This is a genomic window from Aureimonas sp. AU40 (genome assembly GCF_001463785.1).
Classification (GTDB): Bacteria; Pseudomonadota; Alphaproteobacteria; order Rhizobiales; family Rhizobiaceae; genus Aureimonas.
On record NZ_BBWL01000053.1, the window covers coordinates 1 to 23,644 of the forward strand.

General features: G+C 68.5%; 22 protein-coding genes. 3 read left to right on the forward strand and 19 right to left on the reverse strand.

The genetic code is table 11. The annotated features are described in order from the left end of the window. On the forward strand, positions 1 to 696 hold a 696-nt coding region (locus AUL32_RS21015; protein ID WP_244498007.1), incomplete at its 5' end, for a nuclear transport factor 2 family protein. Between the two features lie 107 nt (positions 697 to 803). On the opposite strand, the gene AUL32_RS21020 is transcribed toward AUL32_RS21015, so the two are convergent. From AUL32_RS21020 to AUL32_RS21065, 10 genes are all read right to left on the reverse strand, one after another. After that, positions 804 to 1,997 carry an ABC transporter substrate-binding protein gene (locus AUL32_RS21020; RefSeq protein ID WP_062119559.1) on the reverse strand — a complete coding sequence of 398 codons (1,194 nt, stop codon included), beginning with the start codon at positions 1,995 to 1,997 and terminating at the stop codon, positions 804 to 806. A gap of 245 nt (positions 1,998 to 2,242) precedes the next feature. Beyond that, on the reverse strand, positions 2,243 to 3,331 hold the full coding sequence (locus AUL32_RS21025; RefSeq protein WP_062119562.1) for a branched-chain amino acid ABC transporter permease: 1,089 nt from the start codon (positions 3,329 to 3,331) through the stop codon (positions 2,243 to 2,245). A 5-nt stretch (positions 3,332 to 3,336) separates the two neighbouring features. Then, positions 3,337 to 4,242 (reverse strand): branched-chain amino acid ABC transporter permease, encoded by a 906-nt coding sequence (locus tag AUL32_RS21030; RefSeq protein ID WP_082640036.1) that lies wholly within the window; start codon positions 4,240 to 4,242, stop codon positions 3,337 to 3,339. A 2-nt stretch (positions 4,243 to 4,244) separates the two neighbouring features. After that, positions 4,245 to 4,979: an ABC transporter ATP-binding protein gene (locus AUL32_RS21035; protein ID WP_062119565.1), complete on the reverse strand. Its 735-nt coding sequence runs from the start codon at positions 4,977 to 4,979 to the stop codon at positions 4,245 to 4,247. Continuing rightward, entirely contained in the window at positions 4,976 to 5,734 is a 759-nt protein-coding gene (locus AUL32_RS21040) for an ABC transporter ATP-binding protein (RefSeq protein ID WP_062119568.1), read from the reverse strand. Before AUL32_RS21040 ends, AUL32_RS21035 begins: the two co-directional genes overlap by 4 nt. 190 nt (positions 5,735 to 5,924) lie before the next feature. Next, positions 5,925 to 6,896, reverse strand: a complete 972-nt coding sequence (locus AUL32_RS21045) for a biotin-dependent carboxyltransferase family protein (protein WP_062119571.1) — start codon at positions 6,894 to 6,896, stop codon at positions 5,925 to 5,927. Beyond that, entirely contained in the window at positions 6,886 to 7,761 is an 876-nt protein-coding gene (locus AUL32_RS21050) for a 5-oxoprolinase subunit B family protein (protein ID WP_062119574.1), read from the reverse strand. The genes AUL32_RS21045 and AUL32_RS21050 overlap by 11 nt, the downstream gene beginning before the upstream one ends. Positions 7,762 to 7,772: 11 nt before the next feature. Then, positions 7,773 to 9,137 (reverse strand): acetyl-CoA carboxylase biotin carboxylase subunit, encoded by a 1,365-nt coding sequence (locus AUL32_RS21055; RefSeq protein ID WP_062119576.1) that lies wholly within the window; start codon positions 9,135 to 9,137, stop codon positions 7,773 to 7,775. Further along, the gene (locus tag AUL32_RS21060; protein ID WP_061978923.1) at positions 9,137 to 9,370 is read right to left on the reverse strand and encodes an acetyl-CoA carboxylase; all 234 of its coding nucleotides are present in this window, start codon (positions 9,368 to 9,370) and stop codon (positions 9,137 to 9,139) included. Before AUL32_RS21060 ends, AUL32_RS21055 begins: the two co-directional genes overlap by 1 nt. A 41-nt stretch (positions 9,371 to 9,411) precedes the next feature. After that, positions 9,412 to 10,134: a LamB/YcsF family protein gene (locus tag AUL32_RS21065; RefSeq protein WP_061978924.1), complete on the reverse strand. Its 723-nt coding sequence runs from the start codon at positions 10,132 to 10,134 to the stop codon at positions 9,412 to 9,414. Between the two features lie 120 nt (positions 10,135 to 10,254). On the opposite strand from AUL32_RS21065, the gene AUL32_RS21070 reads away from it, so the two are divergent. Continuing rightward, positions 10,255 to 11,160: a LysR family transcriptional regulator gene (locus tag AUL32_RS21070; RefSeq protein WP_061978925.1), complete on the forward strand. Its 906-nt coding sequence runs from the start codon at positions 10,255 to 10,257 to the stop codon at positions 11,158 to 11,160. A 5-nt stretch (positions 11,161 to 11,165) separates the two neighbouring features. Here the strand turns inward: AUL32_RS21070 and AUL32_RS21075 are convergent, their stop codons facing one another. The 7 genes from AUL32_RS21075 to AUL32_RS21105 all read right to left on the reverse strand — a co-directional run bounded on the left by AUL32_RS21075 (position 11,166) and on the right by AUL32_RS21105 (position 19,126). Then, on the reverse strand, positions 11,166 to 11,681 hold the full coding sequence (locus AUL32_RS21075) for a MarR family winged helix-turn-helix transcriptional regulator (protein ID WP_082640037.1): 516 nt from the start codon (positions 11,679 to 11,681) through the stop codon (positions 11,166 to 11,168). 213 nt (positions 11,682 to 11,894) lie between these two features. Next, positions 11,895 to 13,322 carry an ABC transporter ATP-binding protein gene (locus AUL32_RS21080; RefSeq protein WP_062119579.1) on the reverse strand — a complete coding sequence of 476 codons (1,428 nt, stop codon included), beginning with the start codon at positions 13,320 to 13,322 and terminating at the stop codon, positions 11,895 to 11,897. Further along, positions 13,319 to 14,137, reverse strand: coding sequence for an ABC transporter permease (locus AUL32_RS21085; RefSeq protein ID WP_062119582.1), 819 nt, complete (start codon positions 14,135 to 14,137; stop codon positions 13,319 to 13,321). Before AUL32_RS21085 ends, AUL32_RS21080 begins: the two co-directional genes overlap by 4 nt. Next, complete coding sequence (locus AUL32_RS21090; protein WP_062119585.1) at positions 14,134 to 15,072, reverse strand: ABC transporter permease; 939 nt, start codon at positions 15,070 to 15,072, stop codon at positions 14,134 to 14,136. Before AUL32_RS21090 ends, AUL32_RS21085 begins: the two co-directional genes overlap by 4 nt. Next, positions 15,069 to 16,607, reverse strand: coding sequence for an ABC transporter substrate-binding protein (locus AUL32_RS21095; protein ID WP_062119588.1), 1,539 nt, complete (start codon positions 16,605 to 16,607; stop codon positions 15,069 to 15,071). The genes AUL32_RS21090 and AUL32_RS21095 overlap by 4 nt, the downstream gene beginning before the upstream one ends. Before the next feature lie 34 nt (positions 16,608 to 16,641). Continuing rightward, positions 16,642 to 16,836, reverse strand: a complete 195-nt coding sequence (locus AUL32_RS21100) for a hypothetical protein (protein WP_062119591.1) — start codon at positions 16,834 to 16,836, stop codon at positions 16,642 to 16,644. 337 nt (positions 16,837 to 17,173) lie between these two features. Next, positions 17,174 to 19,126: a putative bifunctional diguanylate cyclase/phosphodiesterase gene (locus AUL32_RS21105; protein ID WP_192847498.1), complete on the reverse strand. Its 1,953-nt coding sequence runs from the start codon at positions 19,124 to 19,126 to the stop codon at positions 17,174 to 17,176. Between the two features lie 460 nt (positions 19,127 to 19,586). Here AUL32_RS21105 and AUL32_RS21110 point away from each other — a divergent pair, with 460 nt between their 5' ends. Next, the gene (locus AUL32_RS21110; protein ID WP_061978933.1) at positions 19,587 to 20,000 is read left to right on the forward strand and encodes a MucR family transcriptional regulator; all 414 of its coding nucleotides are present in this window, start codon (positions 19,587 to 19,589) and stop codon (positions 19,998 to 20,000) included. 88 nt (positions 20,001 to 20,088) lie between these two features. On the opposite strand, the gene AUL32_RS21115 is transcribed toward AUL32_RS21110, so the two are convergent. Then, on the reverse strand, positions 20,089 to 22,143 hold the full coding sequence (locus AUL32_RS21115) for a HAMP domain-containing methyl-accepting chemotaxis protein (RefSeq protein ID WP_192847499.1): 2,055 nt from the start codon (positions 22,141 to 22,143) through the stop codon (positions 20,089 to 20,091). 310 nt (positions 22,144 to 22,453) lie between these two features. Next, positions 22,454 to 23,044 carry a TetR/AcrR family transcriptional regulator gene (locus AUL32_RS21120; protein WP_061978935.1) on the reverse strand — a complete coding sequence of 197 codons (591 nt, stop codon included), beginning with the start codon at positions 23,042 to 23,044 and terminating at the stop codon, positions 22,454 to 22,456. Positions 23,045 to 23,644: the final 600 nt, after the last annotated feature.

Genomic DNA, 23,644 nt, shown 5'->3' on the forward strand with positions numbered 1-23,644 from the left:
CACCGGAGCCGTCGCGGCGGAGGGGCTGCTATGACGCGGGCGAAGGCCGAGCCCGTCGTCCACATCGACGACGGGCGGTTCCGCGTCACGGAGTGGCGGTTCCAGCCGGGGGCGGAAACCGGGTGGCATATCCACGGGCACGACTACGTCATCGTGCCGCTTACCGACGGAAGGCTGGACCTCGGCCTGCCCGATGGCGGATCGGCGCAGGCGAGCCTCAGCCAGGGCGTGCCCTATTCCCGGCGCACGGGCGTCGCGCACAACGTCGTCAACGGCGGCGAGGCGCCGCTCGCCTTCCTGGAGGTGGAAGTGGTGGAGAGCGACCTCTCCGCCCGCCGCCTCGCCACGCTCGATCGCTTCCTCGCGGCCTGGAACGGGCGCGACGTCGATGCGCTGATGGACTGCATGGCCGAGTCTTGCGCCTTCCACGCGTCCAGCGGGCCTGGTGCGGACGGCGCGCGGCACGAAGGGCGCGAGGCGGTGCGCGCCGCCTATGCCGCCCTGTTCGAGGCCTTTCCCGAGGCCGCCTGGACACGGGGCAAGCACGTGGTGTCGGGCGACACGGGCCTGTCGTCCTGGCGCTTCGTCGGCACCTCGCGGGATGGGCGCGGGATCGAGGTCGACGGCTGCGACATCTTCGGCTTCGACGGCGATCTGATCGCGCTGAAGGATTCCTATCGCAAGAACCGGAGCTGACGGCCGGCACCCGCCATGTCGCAAAGAAGGGCCCGGCCGCACGACGCGGCCGGGCCCTTCTCGTTTTCCGGTAGGGCGAAGCGCCGCGCGAACGCGGCGCCCTTTCTTCATTTCATGATCGCGTCCATCGGCACGGGCTCGGACAACGTCCACTTGCCGACGACGCCCGGCTTGCCCTTCTCGACGTCCACCACGAGATAGGTCGCGTTGTTCTGGTGATGCAGCTCGGACGTGAAGGTGCGCGGGCCGAAAAGCGTCGGCTCGGCCTTCATCTTCTCGAGTTCGGCCACCACGGCCTCGGCGTCGGTCGTGCCGGCGCGCTGCACGGCCTTGGCCCAGACGTCCACCATCACGTAGCCGGGATAGGCATACTGGCTGGAGGGGTCGGCACCGGTCTTCTGCTTGAACGCGGCGTTGAAGGTCTTCACGTCCGGGTTCGGATCGTCGCCGTAGATCGAGCCCTGAACCGGAATGAAGAAGTTCGACAGGTCCGGCACGGCCGGCAGCCAGTAGCTGCCGTCCATGCCCGAACCGGTCAGGATCATCGAGTTGATGCCGGCGGCGCGGATCTGCTTCACCGCCGAGACGCCGCCCGGCATCATGGTGCAGAGCATGATCGCGTCGGGCTCCTTGGGCAGCGACTTGATGCGGGTGATCTGCGCGGCGATCGAGGCGTCCTCGTTCTTGAACGTGTCCTCGCCGACGAGCTTGGCCCCTTGCGCCTCCAGCTTCGGCATCATCCAGTCGAAGCCGTCGCAGATGCCCTTGTTGTAGACGGTCCAGGTGTCGAGGAGCTTGTAGAACTCCTTGGCGCCCTTCTCCTTGAAGGCCCATTCCGACATGGCCGCGCCCTGCACCGGCGCCAGAACCGAGGCCGAGAAGGACAGCGGGCCGACGCCCTGAATGCCGGCCTTGACGGATTCGGCGCAGAGGAAGAACGAGACCTTGCTGGCGTCTTCGGCGGCGAGCGCGGCCGGCGAGCCGAAGTCGTAGTCGCAGGACACGACCACGAGGTCGGCGCCCTCGTCGATCACGGTGAGGCCGGCCTTGGCCCCTTCCGCGCGGTCGGATTTGGTGTCGGCCTTGACCACCTCGATCTGCTTGCCGAGGAGGCCACCGGCCTTGTTGATCTCGTCGATGCGGATCAGCGCGGCGTCGGTCGCGGGCTTGTCATAGGCCTCCATGAAGCCCGACTCCGCCGTGGCGAAGCCGATCTTGATCGTGCCGTCTTCCGCAAAGGCGGGGACCGTGAGGGCCACCGAGGCGAGGGCCGCTGCGACAAGGTGCTTTGTCTTTGTCATGCACGTCTCCTTTGCTGGACCGCGCGGGCGTCATGCCGGCGGGATCTGAGAGCCTGTTCGACAACTCGGCGGCGAAGGGCCGTCGAGCGATTTTTCGACGCTCACGAGGCGTCGAACTTAAGTGATGCGAGGGCGCATCGGCGAGGGTCCGACAAGGACGGGCGAGACCCGTGGCTCGCCCTCGGCAACGAAGTGACGGCGGAAAAGCGCCGACGGACCTGCCCGACCGGGTTGTCAAACAGGCTCTAAGCGTTGCGGGACTTTCGAAAGAGCGTGATCTCGCTTCGCCCGAAAAGGCCGGCCGGGCGAAGCGCGAGGATCACGATCATGATGACGCCGAGGGCGATCTCTTGGAGGCCCTTCGGCAGGGCGATCTGGGCGCCGCCGATCGAGACGCCCGCCTCGAACCAGCGCAGGATCTGGATCAGGGCGGACAGGATCACGGTGCCGAGCACGGCCCCGGTCAGGCTGTTCATGCCGCCGACGACGAGCATCGAGAGCGTGATGAAGGTGAGGCCGAGATAGAACGTATCGGGCGTGACGACGCCGACCGAATGGGCCATCAGCGCGCCGCCGAGCCCCATGACCGCGCCCGAGATCGTGAAGGCGACGAGGCGCTCGCGCGGGATGTCGATGCCCGATGCGCTCGCCGCCGTCGGCTCGTCGCGCGCGGCGCGAAGTGCCAGCCCGGCGCGCGAGATGGCGTGCGCCCAGGCGATGAAGACGGCGATGACGGCGCCGATCAGATAGGGCCAGAGGGTGCGCACGATCGGGATGCCGACCACCGAGGACGTGCCGCCCGTCACCGAATCCCAGTTGGCATAGACCGTGTTGATCATCGCCAGCACCGCGAAGGTCGCGATCGAGGCGGCGATGCCCGACAGCCGCATCAGGACGCGCCCGAAGACCAGCGCGGCCAGCCCCGCGAACACAGCGGCGAGAACGGCCGCCTGCCAATAGGGAAGGCGCGCCGACAGGATGAGATGGGGCAGGCCCGGCAGCGCGCTCGCCTTCATCACCGGATTGATGGTGAGCCAGGCGGCCATGTAGCCGCCGAGGCACGCGAAGCCGACATGGCCGAAGGACAGGACGCCCGAATTGCCGATGAAGATGTAGAGGCCGACCACGAAGATGACGCGCACGAAGACGTCGATCACCGTCTGGTTGAAGGGGCGCGACCCCGTCGCCACCGTGACGGCGGCGATCGCGATCAGGATCAGCGACAGGAGGATGGGGGTCAGGATCGTGCGCCGGGCGAGCGTGAAGCGGGCCGGCTTGCGCGCCCCGGCGGGAGAGGCGGCGGCGAGGGCGAGCGAGGCGGAGGGCGTGGTCATCGGAATCAGACCCTTTCCTTGGTGCCGCGCGCGGCGATCAGGCCTTGCGGGCGGAACAGGAGAACGAGGATGACGGCGGCGTAGACGAAGGCGTCGCGGAAGGCGCGCGCGTCGAGCGGCAGCGCGACCTGCATGACGACGGAGGCGGCGCCGAGCAGGAAGCCGGCGAGCACGGCGCCGGCCAGACTCCCGAGACCGCCGATCACGGTGGCTATGAAGGCCATCAGCATGAGCGAGGCGCCCATCTGGATGTCCACCGTGCCGGTCTGGCTGCCGAAGATCAGGCCGATCGCCGCCGCCAGCGCACCTGACAGGGCGAAGGCGCCCATGATCACGCGGTTGGCCTTCACGCCCAGCATGCGCGCCATCGAGAAGTTCTCGGCGGCCGCGCGCATTTCCAGACCGAAGCGCGTGCGGCGCAGGAACAGGGTCAGCGCGACCAGAATGACCAGCGTCGCGAGGATCGTGATCAGCTGGAGGAGCGGCAGGCGCGCACCCAGGATCTCGACCGGCTGCGACAGGCCCGGCAGCAGCGAGATCGACTTCGGCCGGCTCGTGAAGAGCATGAGCAGAAAGTACCGGATCACGAAGCCGAGCGCGAAGGAGGCGATCATCATCGTGGCGGGGCTGGCGTGCCGGAAGCGCCGGAACACGACGATCTCGCACAAAACCGAAAGCCCGGCGCCGACGAGGAGAACGAAGGGCACCAGGAGATACCACGGAAGCTGGCCGGCGAAGACGATCGCCATCGCGTCGGTCGAGGGCCAGAGCAGCGCGAAGATCGAGAAGGCGATCACGTCGCCATGGGCGAAGTTGACGAGGCGCATGACGCCGAAGATCAGCGCGATGCCGAGGGCGCCGAGCGCATAGAGGGAGCCGAGCGAGAGCGCGTCGAAGACGACCTGCAGCATGTTCAGTGGTCCTCGTAGCCGAAATAGGCCGCCTTGATGGCTTCGCCGTCGCCGAGCTCGCGCGCATCCCCGTCGAGAAGCACCCGCCCGCCGCGCATCAGGATCATCCGCCCGCCCACCATCACCGCGCGGGTGGAACTCTGCTCGACGATCAGGAGCGTCAGGGACCGCTCCCGCTGCAGGGCGATGAGCCGCTCGTAGACCTGGTCGGTGATGTTGGGGGCGAGCCCGAGCGAGGGCTCGTCGATGGCGATCAGCCTCGGCCCCGTCATCAGGGCGCGGCCGATCACCAGCATCTGCTGCTGGCCGCCGGACAAGAGACCGGCCTGGGAAAAGCGGCGCTCCTTCAGGATCGGGAACGTGTGGTAGACGGCCTCCAGCTCGGCCGCCGCCCGCGCCTTGGCGCCGGGCTCCCGGGCGCGCATGCCGGTGCCGACCATGAGGTTCTCCTCGATGGTCAGCGAGCCGAAGACCTCGCGGCCCTCCGGCACCATGGAGACGCCGGCCCTGGCGATGGACTCCGGCTTCTCGGCGGTGATCTCGGCGCCCATGAAGCGGATCGTGCCTTCCGCCGGCCGGGTGACGCCGGCGATGGCCCGCATCAACGAGGACTTGCCGGCCCCGTTCGGACCGGTGACGAAGAGGATCTCCCCCTCCGCCAGCGCGAAGGACACCTCGCGCACGGCCGTCAGTCGACCGTAGCGGATCGTGACCCCGGAGAGTTCGAGGAGGCTCATAGCGCCACCTCCAAAGCTTCCACCGGGAGCGGCGCGTCGGCGGCCGTGCCCATATAGGCGTGGCGCACCTTCTCGCTCGCCCGGATGGCGGCGGGCGGCCCTTCCTCGATCACGGCGCCGGAATCCAGAACCACGATGTGCTCGCACAGGCCGAGCACCAGCCCGACATTGTGCTCGATCAGGAGGACGCCGCAGCCGAGATCGGCCGCGATGCGCCGGATCAGCGCCGAGAGCTCGGTCGCTTCCGGCCCGCTCATGCCGGCGGCGGGCTCGTCGAGAAGAACGAAGGCCGGGCTGCCCATCAGCGCGCGGCCGATGGCGACGCGCCGCTCGTCGGTATAGGGAAGCGTGCCGGCGACGCGATCGGCCAGATTCGCGATGCCCATCCAGTGCAGCATGGCCTCGGCTTCGGTGACCGCCTGCCGGCGCGACAGGCCGAGCCCGACGCCGGTGACCTCCAGATTGTCGATCACGGGGAGGTCGCGAAACAGGCGCCCGCCTTGAAAGGTGCGCGCGATGCCGCGGCGGCGCACCTGGAACGGCTTGAGGCCGGCAAGGCTCGCGCCGTCGAGATGCACCGCGCCGCCCGTCGGCGCCTGGAAGCCGGTCAGGACGTTGACCAACGTGGTCTTGCCCGCGCCGTTCGGCCCGATCAGGCCGGTGATGAGCCCGGGCATGATCCGCAGATCGACCGCCGACAGGGCTTTCAGCCCGGCAAAGGCGACGGAGACGGAGTCCGCGCTCAAACTTTTCATGCGCCTTTCCTTTCCTGTCTCGACGGAAGGGCGCGACGGCCGGTCGGATGACCGGACCGTCGGCAACTCGCAAGGCCCCTCTGATCCGGCCCATGCGGCCGGTCTGCCGGGACGGCCGGCCACCAAGCCGGACGTCCCCATGCTGGAGCTCCCCACGCCGGCCCCCACCGGCGCGCTTGCCGAACGGGCCTCAGCCCGCGACGTGGTCCCGAGCGCGCCCGAGCGCCGTCTTCGCGTCGGCCCGGGCGGCAAGCGCCTGGTCCATGGTCACCGGCTGGAAGCGGGCGGGCGTGTGCGGCTGGAGCTGGGCGATCAGGTCCATGTCGGCCGAGATCACGACGCCCAGCATCATGTAGCCGCCGCCCGAGACCGCGTCGCGGTGGAGAACGATCGGCTCGGTGCCGCTCGGCACCTGCACGGAGCCGTAGGGATAGCAGGCATCCACGATGTTGGACGGGTCGGACCCGGCACCGAAGGGCTGCTCGCGCGGCACGAATTCCAGCGGCGCGCCGCCCTTGAAGCGGTAGCCGATGCGATCGGCCTCGGGCGCGACCTTCCAGGTGTCGGCGAAGAACCGCTCGCCCGCCGCGTCGGTGATCCGGTGCCAGTAGATGCCGGGCAGCATGCGCAGCTCGGCCGGGATCGGCCGCTCGCGCCGAAGGTTCGCGGGAAGGCTGCGCCCGGTCGTGTTCGGCCCCTCTCCCACCGGCAGCACGTCGCCGGCCTTGATGGCGCGCCCTTCGAAGCCCCCCAGCGCGCCGAGCACATAGGTGGTGCGAGATCCCAGGACGACCGGCACGTCGATGCCGCCGGAGATCGCTATATAGGCGCGCGCGCCGCCCTTCAGGAAGCCGAAGGTCAGGCGGTCGCCGGCCTTGACGGGGAAGCTTTCCCAGGTCGGGCGCTCCTCGCCGTTGAGCTTGGGCGGCAGTTCGCCGCCGGTCACCGCGACGGAAGCGTCCTTCGTGAATTCGAGCTCGGGCCCCATGAAGGTCGCCTCGAGCAGCGCCGCGTTCGCGTCGTTGCCCACGAGGAGATTGGCGATCACGGTGGCGAAACGGTCCATGCCGCCGCCCTCGGGAATGCCGAGATGGTAGTAGCCGGGTCGGCCGAGGTCCTGGACGGTGGTGGCCAAGCCCGGGCTTATGACGTTAACGGCCATCGAGAAGCTCCATCAGCTTGGCGTTGGTGCCGGGAATGTCGCGGTTGAACTCGGCGAGGTTGAAGGTGCAGGGGCTGATCGTGGGCGCGAAGCTGTTGGCCTCGATCGCCTCCAGCGTGGCGTCGTAGGCGTCGCGGTCGATCGCCTTGAACTTCACGATGTCGCCCGGCTTGAACAGGCACATCTCGTCCCGGAGGTAGTTTACCTGGCGCGTCGGGTCGTAGATCGGCGCGGGCGTCACGCCATACATCTGGTAGCCGCCCGCCCCGCGCACGGAGTAGATCGCGGCGAAGCAGCCGCCGTGACCGATGGTGAGCTTGGGCGTGTCGGTGCGCGGGCGCAGATATTTCGGCGCCTCGATCTGCCGGGTGCGCTCCACCATCTGGTAGAGCCAGGGCAGACCGGCGACGAAGCCGACCATGGAAACGAACCAAGGCTGGCCGGAATAGGCCTCGATGAACGCCTCCACGCTGGCATAGCCGTTGATGCGGGCGGAATATTCGAGGTCGGTGGAGGACGGGTCCTGGTGCCGCTCGCGGAAGCGCTGGCCGGTCTCGTGCGTCCACGGGTCCTCGAAATAGACCGGCAGTTCGATGATGCGCGTTTGAAGCGTCTCGTCGGATTTCGAGGCCGCCGCCTCGAAGGACTGAAGCTCCTTCAGGAGGTCCTGGGGGCTGATCCGGTCGGGATCGAAGCGGATCTGGAAGCTGGCGTTCGCAGGACAGATCTCGGTGACGCCGGGAATCCTGGCGTCCCGCACCGCCTTGGTCATCGACAGGCCGGTGAAGAAGGAGGCCAGCGACATCTCTTCGGACACTTCCCCGAAGATGTGTTCGTCGCCGCCGAAGCTGAAACGTATGGACATCGGTCCTCCCGTCAGGCGCTCAAGGCCGCCGCATTGTCGGTGAGCCAGCCTTCCAGCCAGCGGGTGTGGACATCGCCCGCGCGCACGGCCGGGTCGGCCGCGAGCGCCAGAAAGAGCGGTTTCGTGGTCTTCAGGCCGCCGATGCGCGTCTCATTGAGCGCGCGCACCAGCCGGTCGATCGCGGCCTCGCGCGTTTCGCCGTGGACGATGAGCTTCGCCAGCAACGAGTCGTAGAAGGGCGGCACCTGATAGCCGGGATAGAGCATGGAATCGAAGCGCACGCCGGGTCCGCCGGGAATGCGCAGGTCCTCGACGGTGCCGGGAAAGGGGGCGAAGTCGCGCGCGGGGTCCTCGGCGTTGAGACGCACCTCGATCGCGTGGCCCTTGACCGCGACGTCCGACTGCTTCAGCCGCAGCGGCTCGCCGCCCGCGATGCGCAGCATCTCCGCCACGAGATCGATGCCGGTGATCGCCTCGGTGACGGGATGCTCCACCTGGATGCGGGTGTTCATCTCGATGAAGTAGAAGCGGTCGGCCGCATCGTCGTAGAGATACTCCACCGTTCCGGCGCCGGAATAGTTGACCGCCTTGGCCAGAGCCACGGCGGAGGCGCAGAGCTCCTCGCGAAGCGCGGGCGACAAGGCGCGCGAGGGCGCCTCCTCCCAGACCTTCTGCCGGCGGCGCTGCAGCGAGCATTCGCGCTCGAAACAGTGGATCGCGTCGGTGCCGTCGGCCAGCACCTGCACCTCGATATGCCGGGCACGGCCGATGACCTTTTCCATGTAGAGGCCGCCGTCGCCGAAGGCGGCGAGCGCCTCGGCCTCGGCCTGGGGGAAGGCCTGGTCGAACTCGGCCTGGCTATTGGCGATGCGGATGCCGCGCCCGCCGCCGCCCGCTGCCGCCTTGATCATCACGGGAAAGCCCGTCTCGGCCAGAATCTCGCGCGCGGCCTCGATGCCCTCGACGCGGCACTTGGAGCCCGGCACCACCGGCACGCCCGCCTTCGCCGCCGCCTCCCGCGCGGAAACCTTGTCGCCCATCAGTCGGATCGCGTCGCCGGACGGGCCGACGAAGACGAGACCGGCCGCCGTCACCGCATCGGAGAAATCGGCGTTCTCGGCCAGGAAGCCGTAGCCGGGATGGACGCTGTCGCAACCCGTGTCGCTGGCCGCCTTCAGGAGCGCCGGAATGCTCAGGTAGGACTTCTTGGGCGCCGGCGGCCCGATGGCGACGGCCTCGTCCGCGAGCTGGACATGAAGGGCTTCGGCGTCCGCGACGGAATGGACGGCGACGGTCGCGATGCCGAGATCCTTCGCGGCCCGGATGATGCGCACCGCGATCTCCCCGCGGTTGGCGACGAGGAGCTTGCCGATCATCAGTCGAGATCCGCGAGCGGGGCGCCGGCCATGACCGGCTCCTCGTTGTCGGCCGTGAAGCGCACGTTGCTGCCCGCCACCTCGGAGCGCACCTCGTGGAAGGACTTCATGACCTCGACGAGACCGATCACGTCGCCCACCGCCACCGCGTCGCCGTCCGCCTTGTAGGGCGGCTTGTCGGGCGAGGCGCTGCGGTAGAACGTGCCGGGAAGCGGCGAGAGGATCTGGGGCATAGGGAACTCCGGGGAACGGTGTCGAGCGAAGTCTTGCAAGTTCAGTGCCAGGGGGCGATCGCCTCGCGGACGGCGCGGGCGATGTCGAGCGCGTTGGGCGTGTCGGAGTGGACGCAGATCGTCTCCACGCGCACCGGGAAGGTGCTGCCGTCGCTGGTGGTGCCGAGGCCGTCCTGCAGCGCTTTGACGCAGTACCGCGCCATCAGGGCGGGGTCCTTCGCCTCGTGCTCGCGGGTGACGACGAGGGTGCCGCCGGGCGCGTAGTCGAGGTCCGCATAGAATTCGTGCACGAAGGGAATGCCCCGCGCCTGATAGACGCTTTCGTGCAACGTGCCCGTCATGCCGAACAGCGGCACGCCGAAGACGCTCGCCGCATCGCAGATGCCGTGTGCGACCTCTTCCTGCCGCGCGGCCATGCCGTAGAGGCTGCCATGCGGCTTGATGTGGTTCAGGACCATGCCCTCGGCGTCGAGGAAGCCCTTCAGCGCACCGACCTGATAGATCACCAGATTGGCGACCTCCTCCCGGCTGAGCTTCATCTCGCGCCGCCCGAAGCCGGCGAGATCGGGAAGCGAGGGATGGGCGCCGACCTTGACGCCGCTTTCCCTAGCCCGGCGCACGGTCTTGCGCATGTGATCCGGGTCCGAAGCGTGGAAGCCGCAGGCGACGTTGGCGACGTCGATCAGCGGCATCATGCCGACATCGTCGCCGATGACGTAAAGGCCGAAACCCTCGCCCATGTCGCAGTTGAGTGTGACCCCCATCGCCTCCCTCCACTTCGCAACTGCCAAAATTTTGGCGTTGCATTTTTTTTGCGCAACTCGGGGGCTTTGTGAAATAGTCATTTTTTGAAACGGATATCGAAAAAACCGATAAGGCCTCTCGTGACCATCACACTGCGCCAGCTCGACTACTTCATCGCCACCGCGGACAGTGGTCAGGTCAGCCATGCGGCGGTGGACCTCAACATCTCGCAGTCCGCCGTGACGGCGGCCATCAAGTCCCTCGAGATCGAACTCGGCGTGAAGCTCTTCGAGCGCACGCATTCGGGCGTCCGGCTGACGATCGAGGGCACGCGTTTTCTGGAACGGGCACGGGCCATTACCGGCGCCGTCGCCGCCGCGCTCCAGAGCCCCTTGCGCGACCGCGAAGGCCATGCGGGCGTCCTACGCCTCGGGATGACCTACACGGTGGTGGGCTATTTCATGTCCCGCTACTACGCCCGCTTCCGCAAGCTCTACCCGCAAATCGAAGTCGAGGTGGCGGAACTGCCGCGCGACGCGCTGGAGGCCGGCGTCGTGGAGGGCGAGGTGGACATGGCGGTGATGCTGGTCTCCAACCTGGCGCGCAGCACCGAGATCGACTGCGAGACGCTGGTGCGGTCGCGCCGCCGCCTCTGGCTGCCGGCCGACCATCGCCTTCTGACGCGGCCCGCCATCACCCTCGCCGACGTTGCGGCCGAGGACTACGTGATGCTCACCGTGGACGAGGCCAAGACCACCGCCGTCAGATATTGGGACGCCGCCGGCCTGTCGCCGCGCCCGGTCCTGACCACCGCCTCCGTCGAGGCGGTCCGCTCGCTGGTGGCCTCCGGCATGGGAGTCACGATCCTGTCCGACATGGTCTACAGGCCCTGGTCGCTGGAAGGCCAGCGGATCGAGGTGCGCTCGCTGGTCGAGCCGATCCCCAGCATGGATGTCGGCCTCGCCTGGGCGCGCGCCCGCGCCATTCCGCCGCCGGCCGCCGCGTTTCGCGCCTTCATGTCGGTCACCATGGGCGGCGGCGGGTGAGGCGGTCAGGTGGCCGCCGGCTCCTTGGGCAGGAGCGTGAAGGGCGCGGTGATGCCGGGGTCGGCCGTGAGGTTGGCGCGCATCTTGACCAGGATCGCGGTCAGCTGCTCCATGCTCTCTCGCGGCACGTCGCGCGTCATCGTCCGGTAGAGCTGGTCGAAGGCCGGGTCGAGGCCGGCCATGACCTCGATCGCCTTCTGCGTGGGGAAGATCGGCTTCTTGCGCCGGTCGCTGGAGCAGTCCCGGCGCTCCACGAGGCCGCATTGCTCGAGCCGGTCGATCTGGTTGTGGAGCGACATGGGCTCGATGTCCATGCGCTTGGCGATGACGTTCAGCCCGTCGCCCTGAAAGCGGATGACGCAGCCGAGCGCCCGGATGGCGCTGGGCGTCAGGCCGAACGGGTTGTCGATCACCGCCCGCTCGATCGACTGGCGGAAGACGCGGGCGGTTTCCATCAGGAGGAACCCGAGGTCCCCGTCCGAATGGGTTGCGGACGCTGGGTCCTGCTGGTCTGCCGCCACGTTCCGCCTCCTGGCCGATGCTGTTCGAGGATACCGGACCCCTCACCGGGTGTCCCCTTCCCCGAAGCGCTAGGGATCGCGACGGGGCTGGGACCAGCCGCCCCGGTCTCTAGCGAAAGCCGGGCGCGTTTGAAAGCATCGCGCTGGTGAAAGCGGGGCGTTTGCGATCACGCCGCTGTGCTCGCGGACAAGGGTGCCTGCGGGCGAAACCCCTCAGGCGGCGAGGCTCCCGGCGCCCTCCAACTCCAGCCGAATGCGCTGGTCGCTGACCGCCGCCACCAGCGCCTCGTCATGGCTGACGAGGAGGATCGCGCAGCCGTCTTGCGCAGCGGCCTCCACGAGCAGTTCGATCATCTCCTTCTGCGTCACGAGGTCGAGCCGCGAGCTCGGCTCGTCCGCCACCACCAGAGCGGGCTTCAGAAGAAGGACGCGAAGGAGGGAGAAGCGCTGGAGCTCGCCGCCCGAGACCTGCCCCGGGCGGCGGTCGAGGAGCGCGGGGTGAAGGCGCAGCCGCTCCATGAGAGCGGGCAGGCGCCCGGCGTCCAACCGATGGAGGGCCACGAGATCGGCCAGCGTGCGGCGAAGCGTCCGGCGCGGCGGAAAGGCGGCGACGGGGTCCTGATAGAGCTTCTGGAACGCCGCCGGGGCGAGGCCGGAGCGGCGCGCGACGCGGCCCGCATCGGGGCGCAGCAGCCCGAGCGCGACGTCGCCCAGCGTGGACTTGCCGCAGCCGCTGGGGCCGGTCAGCCCGAGGATCTCGCCGGGTTGCAGCCGGAAGCTCTGCCCGGAGAAGAGACGCCGCCCGCCGCGCGAGGCCGCCACATTCTCGAAGGTCAGCACGGGTTCGGTGCTTGCACCCGCCGCCGACGCGCGGGGGCGTCGGGGCCAGTTGCGCGGCTCGGCCGCCAGCAGCGTCCGGGTATAGGCATGGCTCGGGGCGGCGAGCACCGTCTCAGCCGGGCCCTGTTCCACGATCTCGCCGCGCAGCATGATGGCGACATCGCCGCCGAGGCGCCGCGCCACCTCCAGATCGTGGGTGATGGTGAGGAGCGCGCCCCCGGCCTCCAGCCCCTTTTGCAGAAGCGCCACGACATCGCCGACGCGCGCCGCGTCCAGCCCCTTGGTCGGCTCGTCGGCGACGACGATCGGCGCGCCGCCGGCCCGGGCCGCCGCGAAGGCGAGGCGCTGCGCCATGCCGCCCGAAAGCTGGAAGGGATAGCGCGCCAGCGCCTCGCCAAGCCCGAGATCGGCGAGGTCGCGCCCCGCCGCGCCATAGGCCTCGGCATCCTCCCGCCCGGCGACGAAACGGTGCGTTTCGGCCACCTGCGGCAGGGCGCGCATGGTGGGATCGAGGCTGAGCCAGGGCTCCTGCGGCAGCACGGTGATGCCCCGCCCCCAGAGCGCGCGGCGCGTGGCAGCGCTCGCGTCCTCCGCAAGATCGCCGATCCGCACCCGGCCCCCGGCCGAGAGCCCGTCCGGCAGGTTGCCGACCAGGGCCTGCGCCAGGAGGCTCTTGCCCGAGCCGGTTTCGCCGACGATCGTGAAGGGCCGCCCGGGTTCGAGCGTGAAGCTCGTCGGCAGGACGATGCGCTGCGACCCGGCATGGACCGTGACGGCGTCGGCTTGCAGAAAGGGGATCATCTCGGGCGGTATCCTGCAACGAGGTTGAGGGCGAGAACGAGCAGGAACACGGCGAGGATCGGCTGCACCAGCACGAAGGGCGCCTCGGCGTAATAGGGCAGAAGCTCCGTCATCATGAGCCCGAGCTCGGCCGTGGGCGGCCGCAGGCCGACCGAGACGAAGCCGAGCGCGGCGACCGCCATGATCGCCGTCGCCGCGCCGAAGGCGCCGACCGTGAGCAGCACCGGGGCCAGCTCGGGCCAGAGATGGCGCCAGACGATATAGGCCGGCCGGAAGCCGAGAAGGCGCGAGGCCTCCACCGCCGGCGAGGCGAGAATGGCGCGCGCGGAGGCCCGCGTGATGCGGAAATATTCGATCCAGAGCACCAGCGAAATCGAGCCGTAAATGGCGAGAAACGAGCCCGGCACGACGGCGCTGACGAGGAGAACCAGAAGCAGGCCGGGCAGCGCCAGGACCATGTCGGCCAGCGTCGAGAGACCCCGGTCGGTCCAGCCGCCGCGCCAGGCGGCCAGGATGCCGAGAAGCGTGCCGGGGATCGCCGCCGTCACCACGCTGAGAAGCGCCAGCCCCAGCGACAGGCGCAGCGCCGAGCCCAGCCGGGCGAGCATGTCGCGGCCGAGATGATCGGTGCCGAAGGGATGGGCGGCGCTGGGCGCGGCCAGAATGGCGCCGTAATCCTGCCGCGCCGGATCGACGGTGGCGAGGATCGGCGCGAAGGCTGCGAAGAGGCCAAGGCCGAGAAGCAGCGCCGCCCCCAGATGCGGCAGGCGGCGCGCGGGGGGCGACTGGAGCGGGAGCGTGTCGGACAGGCTCATGCGGCGGCCCTCGCGCGGGGGTCGAGCCGGGCGTTGGCGACATCGACCAGGGCGTTCAGACACACGAAGATCAGGCCCATGGCGAGCGCCGTGCCCTGCACCATCGGCACGTCGCGCTGGACGATGGCGTGAACCAGCGCATGGCCTATGCCGGGCCAGGCGAAGAGCGTTTCCACCACGACGACGCCCTCGATCAGCATAACCAGCTGCACGCCGAGATAGGTCACGACCGGAACGGACACGTTGCGCAGCCCATGGCGGGGAAAGAGCTGCGCCTCCGGCAGGCCCTTCAACCGGGCGAAGGCGTAGAAGGGCGCCGAGACGATCTCGGCCGTCGCATCGCGCGCGACGCGCGAGGACACGGCCGCGAGCCCCAGCGCGAGCGTCGCGGCGGGCAGAACCAGGTTGGCCCAGCCCGCATGGCCGGCGGCGGGGAACCAGCCGAGCGACAGGGCGAAGACGAGAACCAGGATCAGGCCGAGCACGAAGGGCGGCAGCGCGCGCAGCACAACGGCCGAGACGAGCAGCGCGCGGTCCAGCGCGCCCCCCGCCCTTCGCCCCGCCATCATGCCGAGCGGCGGCCCGAGCAGCAGCGACAGGGCGACGGCGGCGAGCGCCAGGGTGAGCGAGGCGCCGAGTTGATGGCCGATCTCGGCGAGGACCGGCTCGCCCGAGACCAGCGAGCGGCCGAGATCGAGCGTCGCGATGTCCCACAGCCAGCGCGCGAAGGCGGACCAGACGGGGCCTTCGAGCCCGAGTTCGGCGCGCACGGCGGCGGCGTTCTCGGCCGAGACGAAGTCGTAGCCATAGCGCCCGGCGGCGATGCGATAGGCCATGTCGCCGGGCAGGAGGCGCATGAGGGCGAAGGTCAGCGCGCCGACGGCGAGCGCCACGAACAGGGCCTGGAGAAGCCGTTGGCCGAGGCGCGCGATCATGGCTTCCACGCCATCTTGGACAGGCCGAAGGAGCGCTCGAACGGATCGATCGCCGCACCTTCCACGGCCTTGGTCACGGCGGCGGTCTGCTCGTACCAGACCACGGGAACCACCGGCAGGTCGCGCTGCAGGATGGCGGCGATCTCGCGGCGCAGGCGCGTCTGCTCGGCCGGATCGGTGCTGGCGAGCAGCGCCTTCGTGGCGGCGTGGAAGGCCGGGTCGTTCCAGTTCATCGAGCCCCAGTCCGAGCCGCCCTCGCGAAAATCGCCGAGCAGCGTGACGAAGGGATCGGGCACCAGAGAATAGTTGCGCGCGGCCAGCGCCAGTTGCAGCGTTCCGTCCTGATGCCCGGCGGGGATCGAGGAGGAGTTCGTCACCGACACCTCGACGTCGAGCCCGACCTGGCGGAACTGGTCCTGAAGCGCGGTCGCGATCAGCGGCAGTTCCGGCCGGTCGGCATAGGTGAGAAGCTTGAGCCGCAGCGGTTTGCCGTCCTTTGCCAGGATACCGTCGGCGCCCGGCGCCCAGCCGAGCGCTTCCAGCCGAGCCCGGGCGCGCTCGGGGTCGGTGGCGAGCGGGGCGAGGTCGGGGTCGTGCCAGGCCTCGACGCTCGGCGGAAAGAGCTGCGTCGCCCCGGTGCCGGGCGCGCGCAGGAGCGCGCTCGCGAGCCCCGCGCGCTGGATGGATTCGCTGAGCGCGAGGCGCCCTTCCGCCGTGTCGAAGGGCGGCAGACCCGCATTGAGCTTGATCTGCATGATGCGCGGCAGCGGCACCTTCATCACCTCCACCGCGCCATTGGCTTTCAGCCGCGCGATGGAGGGCGGGTCGAGCTGGAAGGCGAGGTCCGCGTCGCCGCTTTCCGCCATCAGCGTGCGCGTTTCGCCCCGGCCCGCCGCGAGATAGGTCGCCTCTCGGATCGCCGGCTTGCCGCCCCAATAGTCGTCGAAGGCCTCCACCGCCATGCGCTGCGGCGCTTCGAGCCGCGTCAGGCGATAGGGGCCGGTGCCCAGGACCTTCGTCGCCGTGCCGTCCGGCCCGTAGGAGGCGGGCGCGAGGATGATGGTCGAGGCGTGGGCGAGCAGCGCGGCCAGCGGCGCGAAGGGCTCCGCGAGGCGGATCACCACCGCCTTGCCCTCCGCCGCCACGCTCTCGATCCGCGCGCGCTCCAGAACGCCGGGCTTGGCGCGCGCGAAGCGCAAGGCGGCGGCGGCGTTCTCGGCGGTGAGAGCCGTTCCGTCGTGGAAGCGCACGCCCTCGCGGATCGGCAGGGTCCAGACCAGCCCGTCCGCCGAAACGCTCCAGCTCGTGGCCAAGCCCGGCTGCGGACGCCCCTCGCGGTCCACCTCCAGCAGCGTTTCCCCGACCTGCATGCGCTGGAACAGGAAGCCCGAAAGCGAAGGATCGGGGCCGCCGATCTCGAACGGGGCGACGATGTCGAAGCTGCCGCCGGGCGCGGCGAGGGCCGGCCAGGGCGCGAGGAGCGAGACGGCGAGCGCGAGCGGACGCAGCGCGCCGACGAGGGTGCGAGGGGGCATGGTGTCTCTCGAAAACGTGACGGGAAAGGAGCGATCAGCCGGCGTAGGGCAAGCGGTCGATCGGCAGGTGGAACCGCCGGGCCGGCTGGGCGCTCGGCTGAAGATCGATGACGGAGGCCCCAGAGCGCCACCGTGCTGCCCCGCGCTGGTTGCCGTGTTCGAAGGCGAAGGGCTCGACCGGAGCAGTGCGGGCAAGGCGGGCGCGAAAAGGGGCGGGCGGGCGATTCATGCGAAGGGCTCCGTCTCAGGACGGATCGACCTGTAATGTTATTTTATTACAATGGCAACCGGACGATCGGGCACCCTTCCCTGCCCTCGCCCCGAACTCTCCGTCTCACCGGCGATCCAGCCTGCGCCAGTCCGCGACCTCCGGCGGCGGTTCGATGCCGAGATCGCGGGCGGGCGGTCGGGGCGGGCGGGCGATCCGGCGGCGGCGGCACCATTGAACGAACCGATGAAACAGCCTGTCGCCCTTCGCCCCGTGGCCGACACCTTCGTCGCGTGGCTGCGGGAGGAAGCGAAGGCTTCGGATGGGTCGGCCTGACAAGGATTCGAGCGAGACCCGCCTACCCTGCCGCGACCTCGCGCCGTTCGCCTGCGAGGAATTCGTGAACCCGGTCCGCGTTCATGGGCGCGGCGTAGAGATCGCCCTGGACCAGGACCGGCTTCGCGCTTCGCAGCCTGTCGAACTGCTCGCGCGTTTCCAGCCCGTCCACGATGCAGCGGATGGAGAGTTCGCTCGCGAGCGCGGCGATCGAACGGATGATGGGGGCGTTGGCAGCGGAATGGGCGAGATCGCGCGCGAGGCTCGGGTCCAGCTTGATCGCGGTGACGCCGAACGATTTGAAAAGGTGGACGCTCAACTGGGCGACGCCGACCTGCTTCAGCGCGACATGCGCGCCGGTCGCCTGGAGGTGGCGAAGATGGCTCGCGGCCCGCTCGGTGTCCTTCAGAAGATCGCTCTCCGCGATCTCGAAGGTGACGCGGCCGGGCGAAACGCCGCTGCGGGCGAGAATCGAGGTAAGGATCAGGACCCGCTCCAGAGCCACGACATCGTGCCGCGACAGGCTGAAGGAGAGGCCGATGTCGCTCGGCCAAGTGCGCGCCGCCGCGAGCGCCTTTTGGAGAAGAATCGGCGTTAGGCGAGTGACGAGGCCGGTCTGCTCCGCCACGAGCAGGAAACGGCTCGGCTCCACCGGTCCCAGCGTCTCGCTCGTCCAGCGCGGCAGGGCTTCCCAGAACAGGGTGCGACGCAGGAACGGGTCGAGCACCGGCTGGAACTCGACATGGAGTTCCTCCTCCAGACGCCCCGCGCGCAGCGCGCGCTCCACGACGGCCGAGGCTTCAACGATGCGGCGATACCTTTCCTCGAAGACCACGGTCATGCCCCGCCCGCCGCGCTTGGCCTCGTAGAGGACATAGTCGGCCCGGTCGTAGAGCTCGGTCTCGCTTTCCGCCGTCTTGGGGAAGCTCGCGAAGCCGACCGAACATCCCAGCACGATGTTCAAGCCCCCGATATGGAGTGGCTGGCTTATCGAGGCGATGACCTCGTCGCCGATCGAGCGCAGAACGTCGTCGTCGTCCGTGTCGAAGACGATGAAGGCGAATTCGTCGCCCCCAAGGCGAAACACTTCGCCATGCGCGGCCATGTTCTGCCGCAGCCGCTCGGCCATCGCGGTCAGAAGCCGATCGCCCACCAGATGGCCGTGGGTGTCGTTGACGCCCTTGAACCCGTCGAGATCGATGATGCCGAAGGACAGGCCGCGCCCCGTTCGGCGCGAATTCGCCAGGGCCTTTTCAAGCTGATGGAAACAGCTGCGCCGATTGCCGATCTCGGTCAGCATGTCGGTATTGGCGATCCGCAGCGTTTCTTCTTGGAGGGCCTGAATCCGCTCGCTTTTCTGCGCGAGCGAATGCCGCGAGAGCACCAGTTGCCGGAAATCCACGTAATGCTGATGGGCGATATAGGCGAGGCCCGACAGGCCGCCCACCGTCAGAATGACAAAGCCGCCCATATAGGTCCCAGCGCCCAAGATCGAGTCGGCCAGCACGCCGGTGAGGATCAGGCCCGCCACGCACATGATCGCGGCCACGATCGAGGCGACGCGCAGATGGAACAGCCCGAACAGGATGAAGACGAGTTCTCCGCCCATGCACAGGACGAGAACCACGATGGAGGTGGGCGTTCCCCAGAGGGACAGCCAGACCTGCCACGTCACGAAAGCGCCGACGCAGAAGACCACCTCGATGCTCAAGATGCGCAGCGCCCGCGCGCATTCCGCCGTGGAGGGAACGGGGTCGGTTCGCCCCCGCCACATGAGCAGCCAGAGCGCGGCTTTCGGAACGAGAAAGATCGGGAACAGGCCCCAGGCCCACCAGGGCGCGAGCGGGATGTGGACGATCGAGACCGCGGCCAGAACCGCGCACAGGGCGACATAGAGAGCCTTCCAGCCCTTGGCGATCGAGGCGAAGCGCGCCTGTTCGAAGGAGTAGGCCTGGAAGTCGTCCTGTGTCGTCATGCCAGCCTGCCGCATCTGTTTCCGTAACGACCCTATGACGAGGAGTTTCTAACGAACTTTCTCGACTGTCTTTTGATTTTGAGATTATTCTCGATGGCCCTATGCGTTGCTTACGTATCAGCAAAACCTCGGGTCATGCGCGTAGTAGAAGCATGTGAACCGGAGCCGCCAGAGCGCCACGAGACCGCCGCGACGTGGGAACGCCGCCCGCCGCCGACCATTAGGACCGTCGCTTGTATTGACCTTGCATCGCCCCAATCGAGCGTTCCATTCCGCGAGTATCGGGACGGTGGAAGGGCGGATACGCCCTGAGCCGGGCTGCGGCCGCAATGGTCGAATCCCGCACTGCATTGGGTTAGAGCTTCGGGAAAATCGATCTTTGCGAACCTGTGATGTTTCCATTTGCTTGGCGGGCCTGTAGATCGCTCCTCATTGGCCGCGCATAACAGGAGGATGCTTCATGGCACGGAACGAACAGGACGAGGTGCTCGAGCAGACCGCCGAGATCGTCTCCGCCTATGTCAGCGGCAACCACGTGCCGCGCGACGAGCTCGTGAAGCTCATCGGCGCGGTGTACCAGTCCCTGAAGGGCGTCGACGCCGCCCCGGCCGAAGCGGCCCCGGCCGAGCAGCCGCTCGTGCCGGCGGTGCCGATCCGCAAGTCGGTGACGCCCGACCACATCATCTGCCTGGAGGACGGCAAGGCCTTCAAGTCTCTGCGCCGCCACCTGCAGACGAAGTTCGGTCTGACGCCGGAGGAATACCGCGCCAAGTGGGGCCTGCCCAGCGACTATCCCATGGTCGCGGCGAACTACGCCGCCAAGCGCTCGGAACTTGCCAAGTCGATCGGTCTGGGCCGCAAGGCCGAGGTCTGAGACGGCGGGAAACCCGGGCCGCCGGGTTTCCCTTTTCCAAGGCTCGGGGCGCCTGTCGCGCCCCGCCGCCCGAAGCCCGGGCTGTCGATCAGGCGCTCATCCGGTCGAATTCGCCATCGCCGCCGAGGTCGAGATCGAGGCCCGAGACGGGCCGCGCCCCCGAAGTCGAGGCGCCGGCGCGGCTGATGGGGCCGGGCTTGACGGCATGCTTGGCGCCGAAGGCCTGAACCTTTTCCTGCAACTGACGCACGCTTTCCTGCCGCGAGGCGGCGGCGGATGCCGCATGCGGCTGGGCGCCGTGGAAATAACCGGCCCGCTCGTTCAGACGCGCGGCCTCGACCGAGAGCTTGTTGGCGGTTTCCGACATTTCGTTGGCGGCGCCCGCGTTGGACTGCGTGACCTGGTCGAGCTGGGTGATCGACTGGTTGATCTGCTCGATGCCGATCGACTGCTCGCGGCAGGCGGCGGAGATTTCGGCCACGAGGTCGGAGGTCCGGCGGATGTCGGGAACCAGCGCATCCAGCATGTGTCCGGCCTCGTCGGCGACGGCGAGCGTCTCGCCCGAGAGCTGGCCGATCCGGCTGGCCGTCTGCTGCGAGCGCTCGGCGAGCTTGCGCACTTCCGAGGCGACCACCGCGAAGCCCTTGCCGTGCGAGCCCGCGCGGGCGGCCTCGATGGCGGCGTTCAGCGCCAGAAGGTCGGTCTGGCGCGCGATCTCCTCGACGATCGAGATCTGCGCGGCGATGGTGCGCATGGCCTCGACCGATTTGGCGACCGCCTGTCCGCTGCGCTCGGCATTGGCGGCGGCCAGCGTCGCGATCTTCTCCGTCTGCGAAGCGTTTTCGGAATTCTGGCGGATGTTGCCCGACATCTGTTCGATCGCGGCCGAGGCCTGCTCGGAGGCCGCCGCCTGCTCGTTGGAGCCGGAGGAAAGCTGCTCGGCCGTGCTGGCGGCGAGCGACGATCCGCTCGCCACCTCAAGGGCCGAGGTGGAGACGGAGGAGACGATCTCCTGAAGCTTGTTGCGCATGTCGTTCATGGCGCGCTGGAGATCGGCGATCTCGTCGCTTCCGCGGATGTCGATGGGCTGCGACAGATCGCCGGAGCCGATCGCCTTGGCCACGGCCACCGACCGCGCCAATCCGCGCGAGACCGACAGGGCCATCCACGCGGCCGCGGCCGCGCCCGTCACCACCGCCGCGGCGAGGATCACGAGCAGGAGGTTGCGGGTCGAGGCGTAGCTCGTGTCGGACTGCGCGAGGAAGGTCTGCGTGCTGCCGTCGGCGCGCGCGATCAGGGCGTCCACCCGGTCTGCCATCGCTTCCGTGCCGGGCACTAGCTTGGCGGAAATCAGGTTGACCATCTTGGAGCCGAGATTCTTCAGGCCCACGTCGGTCTGCGTTCTGAGATCGGCGAAAGCCTTGGCCCAGCCCTCGCGAAGCGCCGCGATGTCGGCCGCCGAGGCCGGACCGGCGATCGCGCCCAGCCGGCCCCAGGTCGCCAGGATCTCGCCATTCGTGGCGTCGAGATCGTCGCTCAGGTGCTGGATGGCGTCCTGCTCGGAGAGAAGCAGGCTGCCGATCGTGTCGAGGCGCGCCCGGTCCAAGAGGTTCGTCAGGCTCTGCGCCTCGATGCGCCACTCGGCGGTGTCGGCCTTTCCGGCCTTGCGGCCGAGCTCCGCCATCCCGGCGTTGAGCTTGTCGACCGCCTCGCTGGAGCGCAGGAAGGCGTTCATCGGGCCGCTCGTATCGTAGGCGAGGCCCACCGCGATGGTTTCGTCGGACACGGTCCGCAGCGCGTCGAGCGACGGGCGCAGATCGGCGAATTCGCGCTTGCCCGCCTCGTCCATCGTCCCGAAGGTCGCCTCGACGCTTTTCATGATCGCGTCCCAGGCCTGCTTGTAGTCGCGCTTGGCGTTCTCGGCCGAGGCCTCGTCGTCGGTCGCCAGCGTGAGGAGCACGGAGCGGCGAATGTCGGAGAGCGCCTTGCCGAGATCCTTGCTCTGGTTGATCAGGGCAAAGGGTTCGGCGACGAACTGCTTGAACGTCAGGTTGCTCTCGCTGAGGCTGCGCACGCCGAGATAGCCGACGGCACCGGTCAGGGCGAGGACAGAAACGAAGCTCGCCCCAAGTTTCATCTTCATCGTCAGACGCATGCGACTACCCAGGTAAAATCTGAATGACCTTTTACACTTTCGATTTATAGGGGGCTAATCATCAAGATAGATTTAAGTCTCAGGGGTTTGTTGAAAGTTGGTTCCGGAGACTTCGAATATTAAGCAAGACATTCCAAAACGAAATACCGTCTTATAGTCAGCCTTGTGTAGGAAGGCCCATCTCGCGCGCGAGATCAATTCCGACGATCTTGTCGCGATGGACGAAAGCGCGCGCAAAGCTTCGGCGCGGCGCTGCGAGCCGGCGGCGGTTCGCAGCCTTCCTCAGACGGGCGCGCCTCTAGACGGGCGGCCAGGTGCGCATGGTCATGGTCACGACGCGGCGCAGGTCGTCCTCGCTGGCGCCGCTTGCGGCCTGGACGGCGATGCCTTGCGCGACCGCCATGACGTAGCGCGCCAGATCCTTCGGATCGGCCTCGGGCGGTAGATCGCCCATCGCCTTCCACTCGGCCAGACGCCGGCACAGGGCGGCCTCGCCCTCGGCGCGGCGGGCGCAGAGTTCCTGCCGGATGGACTCGCTGGCCTCGCTGCAGACCAGAGCGCCCTGCACCATCAGGCAGCCCTTGGGCACCTCGTCCCCGTCGCCGACGCCCGCGAAGCCTAAGAGCATCCGCTCCACCGCGCGCCGCGAGGTCGGCTCGTTCATCGCTTCGCAGGAGCGGTCGGAGCGCAGCGCGGCGTAGCGGTCGAGTGCCTTGCGGAACAGCTCCTCCTTGTTGCCGAACACGGCGTAGAGGCTCGGCTTGGCGATGCCCATGGCTTCCGTCAGGTCCGATAGCGAAGTCCCCTCGTAGCCCTGGCGCCAGAACACCTCCAGCGCGCTGTCGAGGGCCGCGTCGGGATCGAACTCCCGCGGACGACCGATACCCATCCGACATCTCCTTATCTAACAGGCCCGAAACAAAGCCCGGACTGAGAGCACCTAACAACACCTCGCGGGGTCGATCCGCCGGTCTCTTTCCGCCTCCGCCGCGTCACCGGTACTCGCCCATGCGCTGCATGGACTGCGTCCGGCTCCTCGCGGTGACGAAAAGGTCCTCGCCGGCTCTCCGCCCGGAGGTGTTGTTAGGCGCTCTTATTTTATACCCATCGGTAAATTAGTCCGTTGACAGTCGGAAACCAAGCCCCTAATTCATTCCCTACCGATCGGTAATGAACGCAAGCCGTTCACTCCCGGCCGAACCGACCCCCGCGCCATGACGGCGCGACCAGACCGCCGGTCCTCCAGCCCGGCGGAGGGAGAGCGCGCGACGAGCCGTCCGCGCCCGTCCCGGATTTTGAACCCAAGAGAGCCGCAAGCGCTCCGCGACCTCCCTCGTCGCGGCAACGGGCCTTTGCGTCTCGCGTCAGGAGACGTCCCATGAACCCCACTCTTTTCGCCGCCACCGCCCTTCTCCTCCTGTCCGCCGGCCTCGCCCTTGCCAACGACATCGTGCCGGGCTCGGAAACGGCGGCGCGCGACCGCCAGTCC

Excerpts from the sequence above, each read along its gene's own strand:
- AUL32_RS21085 (WP_062119582.1), bottom strand. The coding sequence starts at position 14,137 with ATGAGCCTGTCCGACACGCTCCCGCTCCAGTCGCCCCCCGCGCGCCGC.
- AUL32_RS21045 (WP_062119571.1), bottom strand. The coding sequence starts at position 6,896 with ATGGCCGTTAACGTCATAAGCCCGGGCTTGGCCACCACCGTCCAGGAC.
- AUL32_RS21025 (WP_062119562.1), bottom strand. The coding sequence starts at position 3,331 with ATGACCACGCCCTCCGCCTCGCTCGCCCTCGCCGCCGCCTCTCCCGCC.
- AUL32_RS21065 (WP_061978924.1), bottom strand. The coding sequence starts at position 10,134 with ATGGGGGTCACACTCAACTGCGACATGGGCGAGGGTTTCGGCCTTTAC.
- AUL32_RS21100 (WP_062119591.1), bottom strand. The coding sequence starts at position 16,836 with ATGAATCGCCCGCCCGCCCCTTTTCGCGCCCGCCTTGCCCGCACTGCT.
- AUL32_RS21040 (WP_062119568.1), bottom strand. The coding sequence starts at position 5,734 with ATGAAAAGTTTGAGCGCGGACTCCGTCTCCGTCGCCTTTGCCGGGCTG.
- AUL32_RS21120 (WP_061978935.1), bottom strand. The coding sequence starts at position 23,044 with ATGGGTATCGGTCGTCCGCGGGAGTTCGATCCCGACGCGGCCCTCGAC.
- AUL32_RS21080 (WP_062119579.1), bottom strand. The coding sequence starts at position 13,322 with ATGATCCCCTTTCTGCAAGCCGACGCCGTCACGGTCCATGCCGGGTCG.
- AUL32_RS21020 (WP_062119559.1), bottom strand. The coding sequence starts at position 1,997 with ATGACAAAGACAAAGCACCTTGTCGCAGCGGCCCTCGCCTCGGTGGCC.
- AUL32_RS21105 (WP_192847498.1), bottom strand. The coding sequence starts at position 19,126 with ATGACGACACAGGACGACTTCCAGGCCTACTCCTTCGAACAGGCGCGC.
- AUL32_RS21115 (WP_192847499.1), bottom strand. The coding sequence starts at position 22,143 with ATGAAGATGAAACTTGGGGCGAGCTTCGTTTCTGTCCTCGCCCTGACC.
- AUL32_RS21055 (WP_062119576.1), bottom strand. The coding sequence starts at position 9,137 with ATGATCGGCAAGCTCCTCGTCGCCAACCGCGGGGAGATCGCGGTGCGC.
- AUL32_RS21095 (WP_062119588.1), bottom strand. The coding sequence starts at position 16,607 with ATGCCCCCTCGCACCCTCGTCGGCGCGCTGCGTCCGCTCGCGCTCGCC.
- AUL32_RS21110 (WP_061978933.1), top strand. The coding sequence starts at position 19,587 with ATGGCACGGAACGAACAGGACGAGGTGCTCGAGCAGACCGCCGAGATC.
- AUL32_RS21050 (WP_062119574.1), bottom strand. The coding sequence starts at position 7,761 with ATGTCCATACGTTTCAGCTTCGGCGGCGACGAACACATCTTCGGGGAA.
- AUL32_RS21035 (WP_062119565.1), bottom strand. The coding sequence starts at position 4,979 with ATGAGCCTCCTCGAACTCTCCGGGGTCACGATCCGCTACGGTCGACTG.
- AUL32_RS21090 (WP_062119585.1), bottom strand. The coding sequence starts at position 15,072 with ATGATCGCGCGCCTCGGCCAACGGCTTCTCCAGGCCCTGTTCGTGGCG.
- AUL32_RS21060 (WP_061978923.1), bottom strand. The coding sequence starts at position 9,370 with ATGCCCCAGATCCTCTCGCCGCTTCCCGGCACGTTCTACCGCAGCGCC.
- AUL32_RS21030 (WP_082640036.1), bottom strand. The coding sequence starts at position 4,242 with ATGCTGCAGGTCGTCTTCGACGCGCTCTCGCTCGGCTCCCTCTATGCG.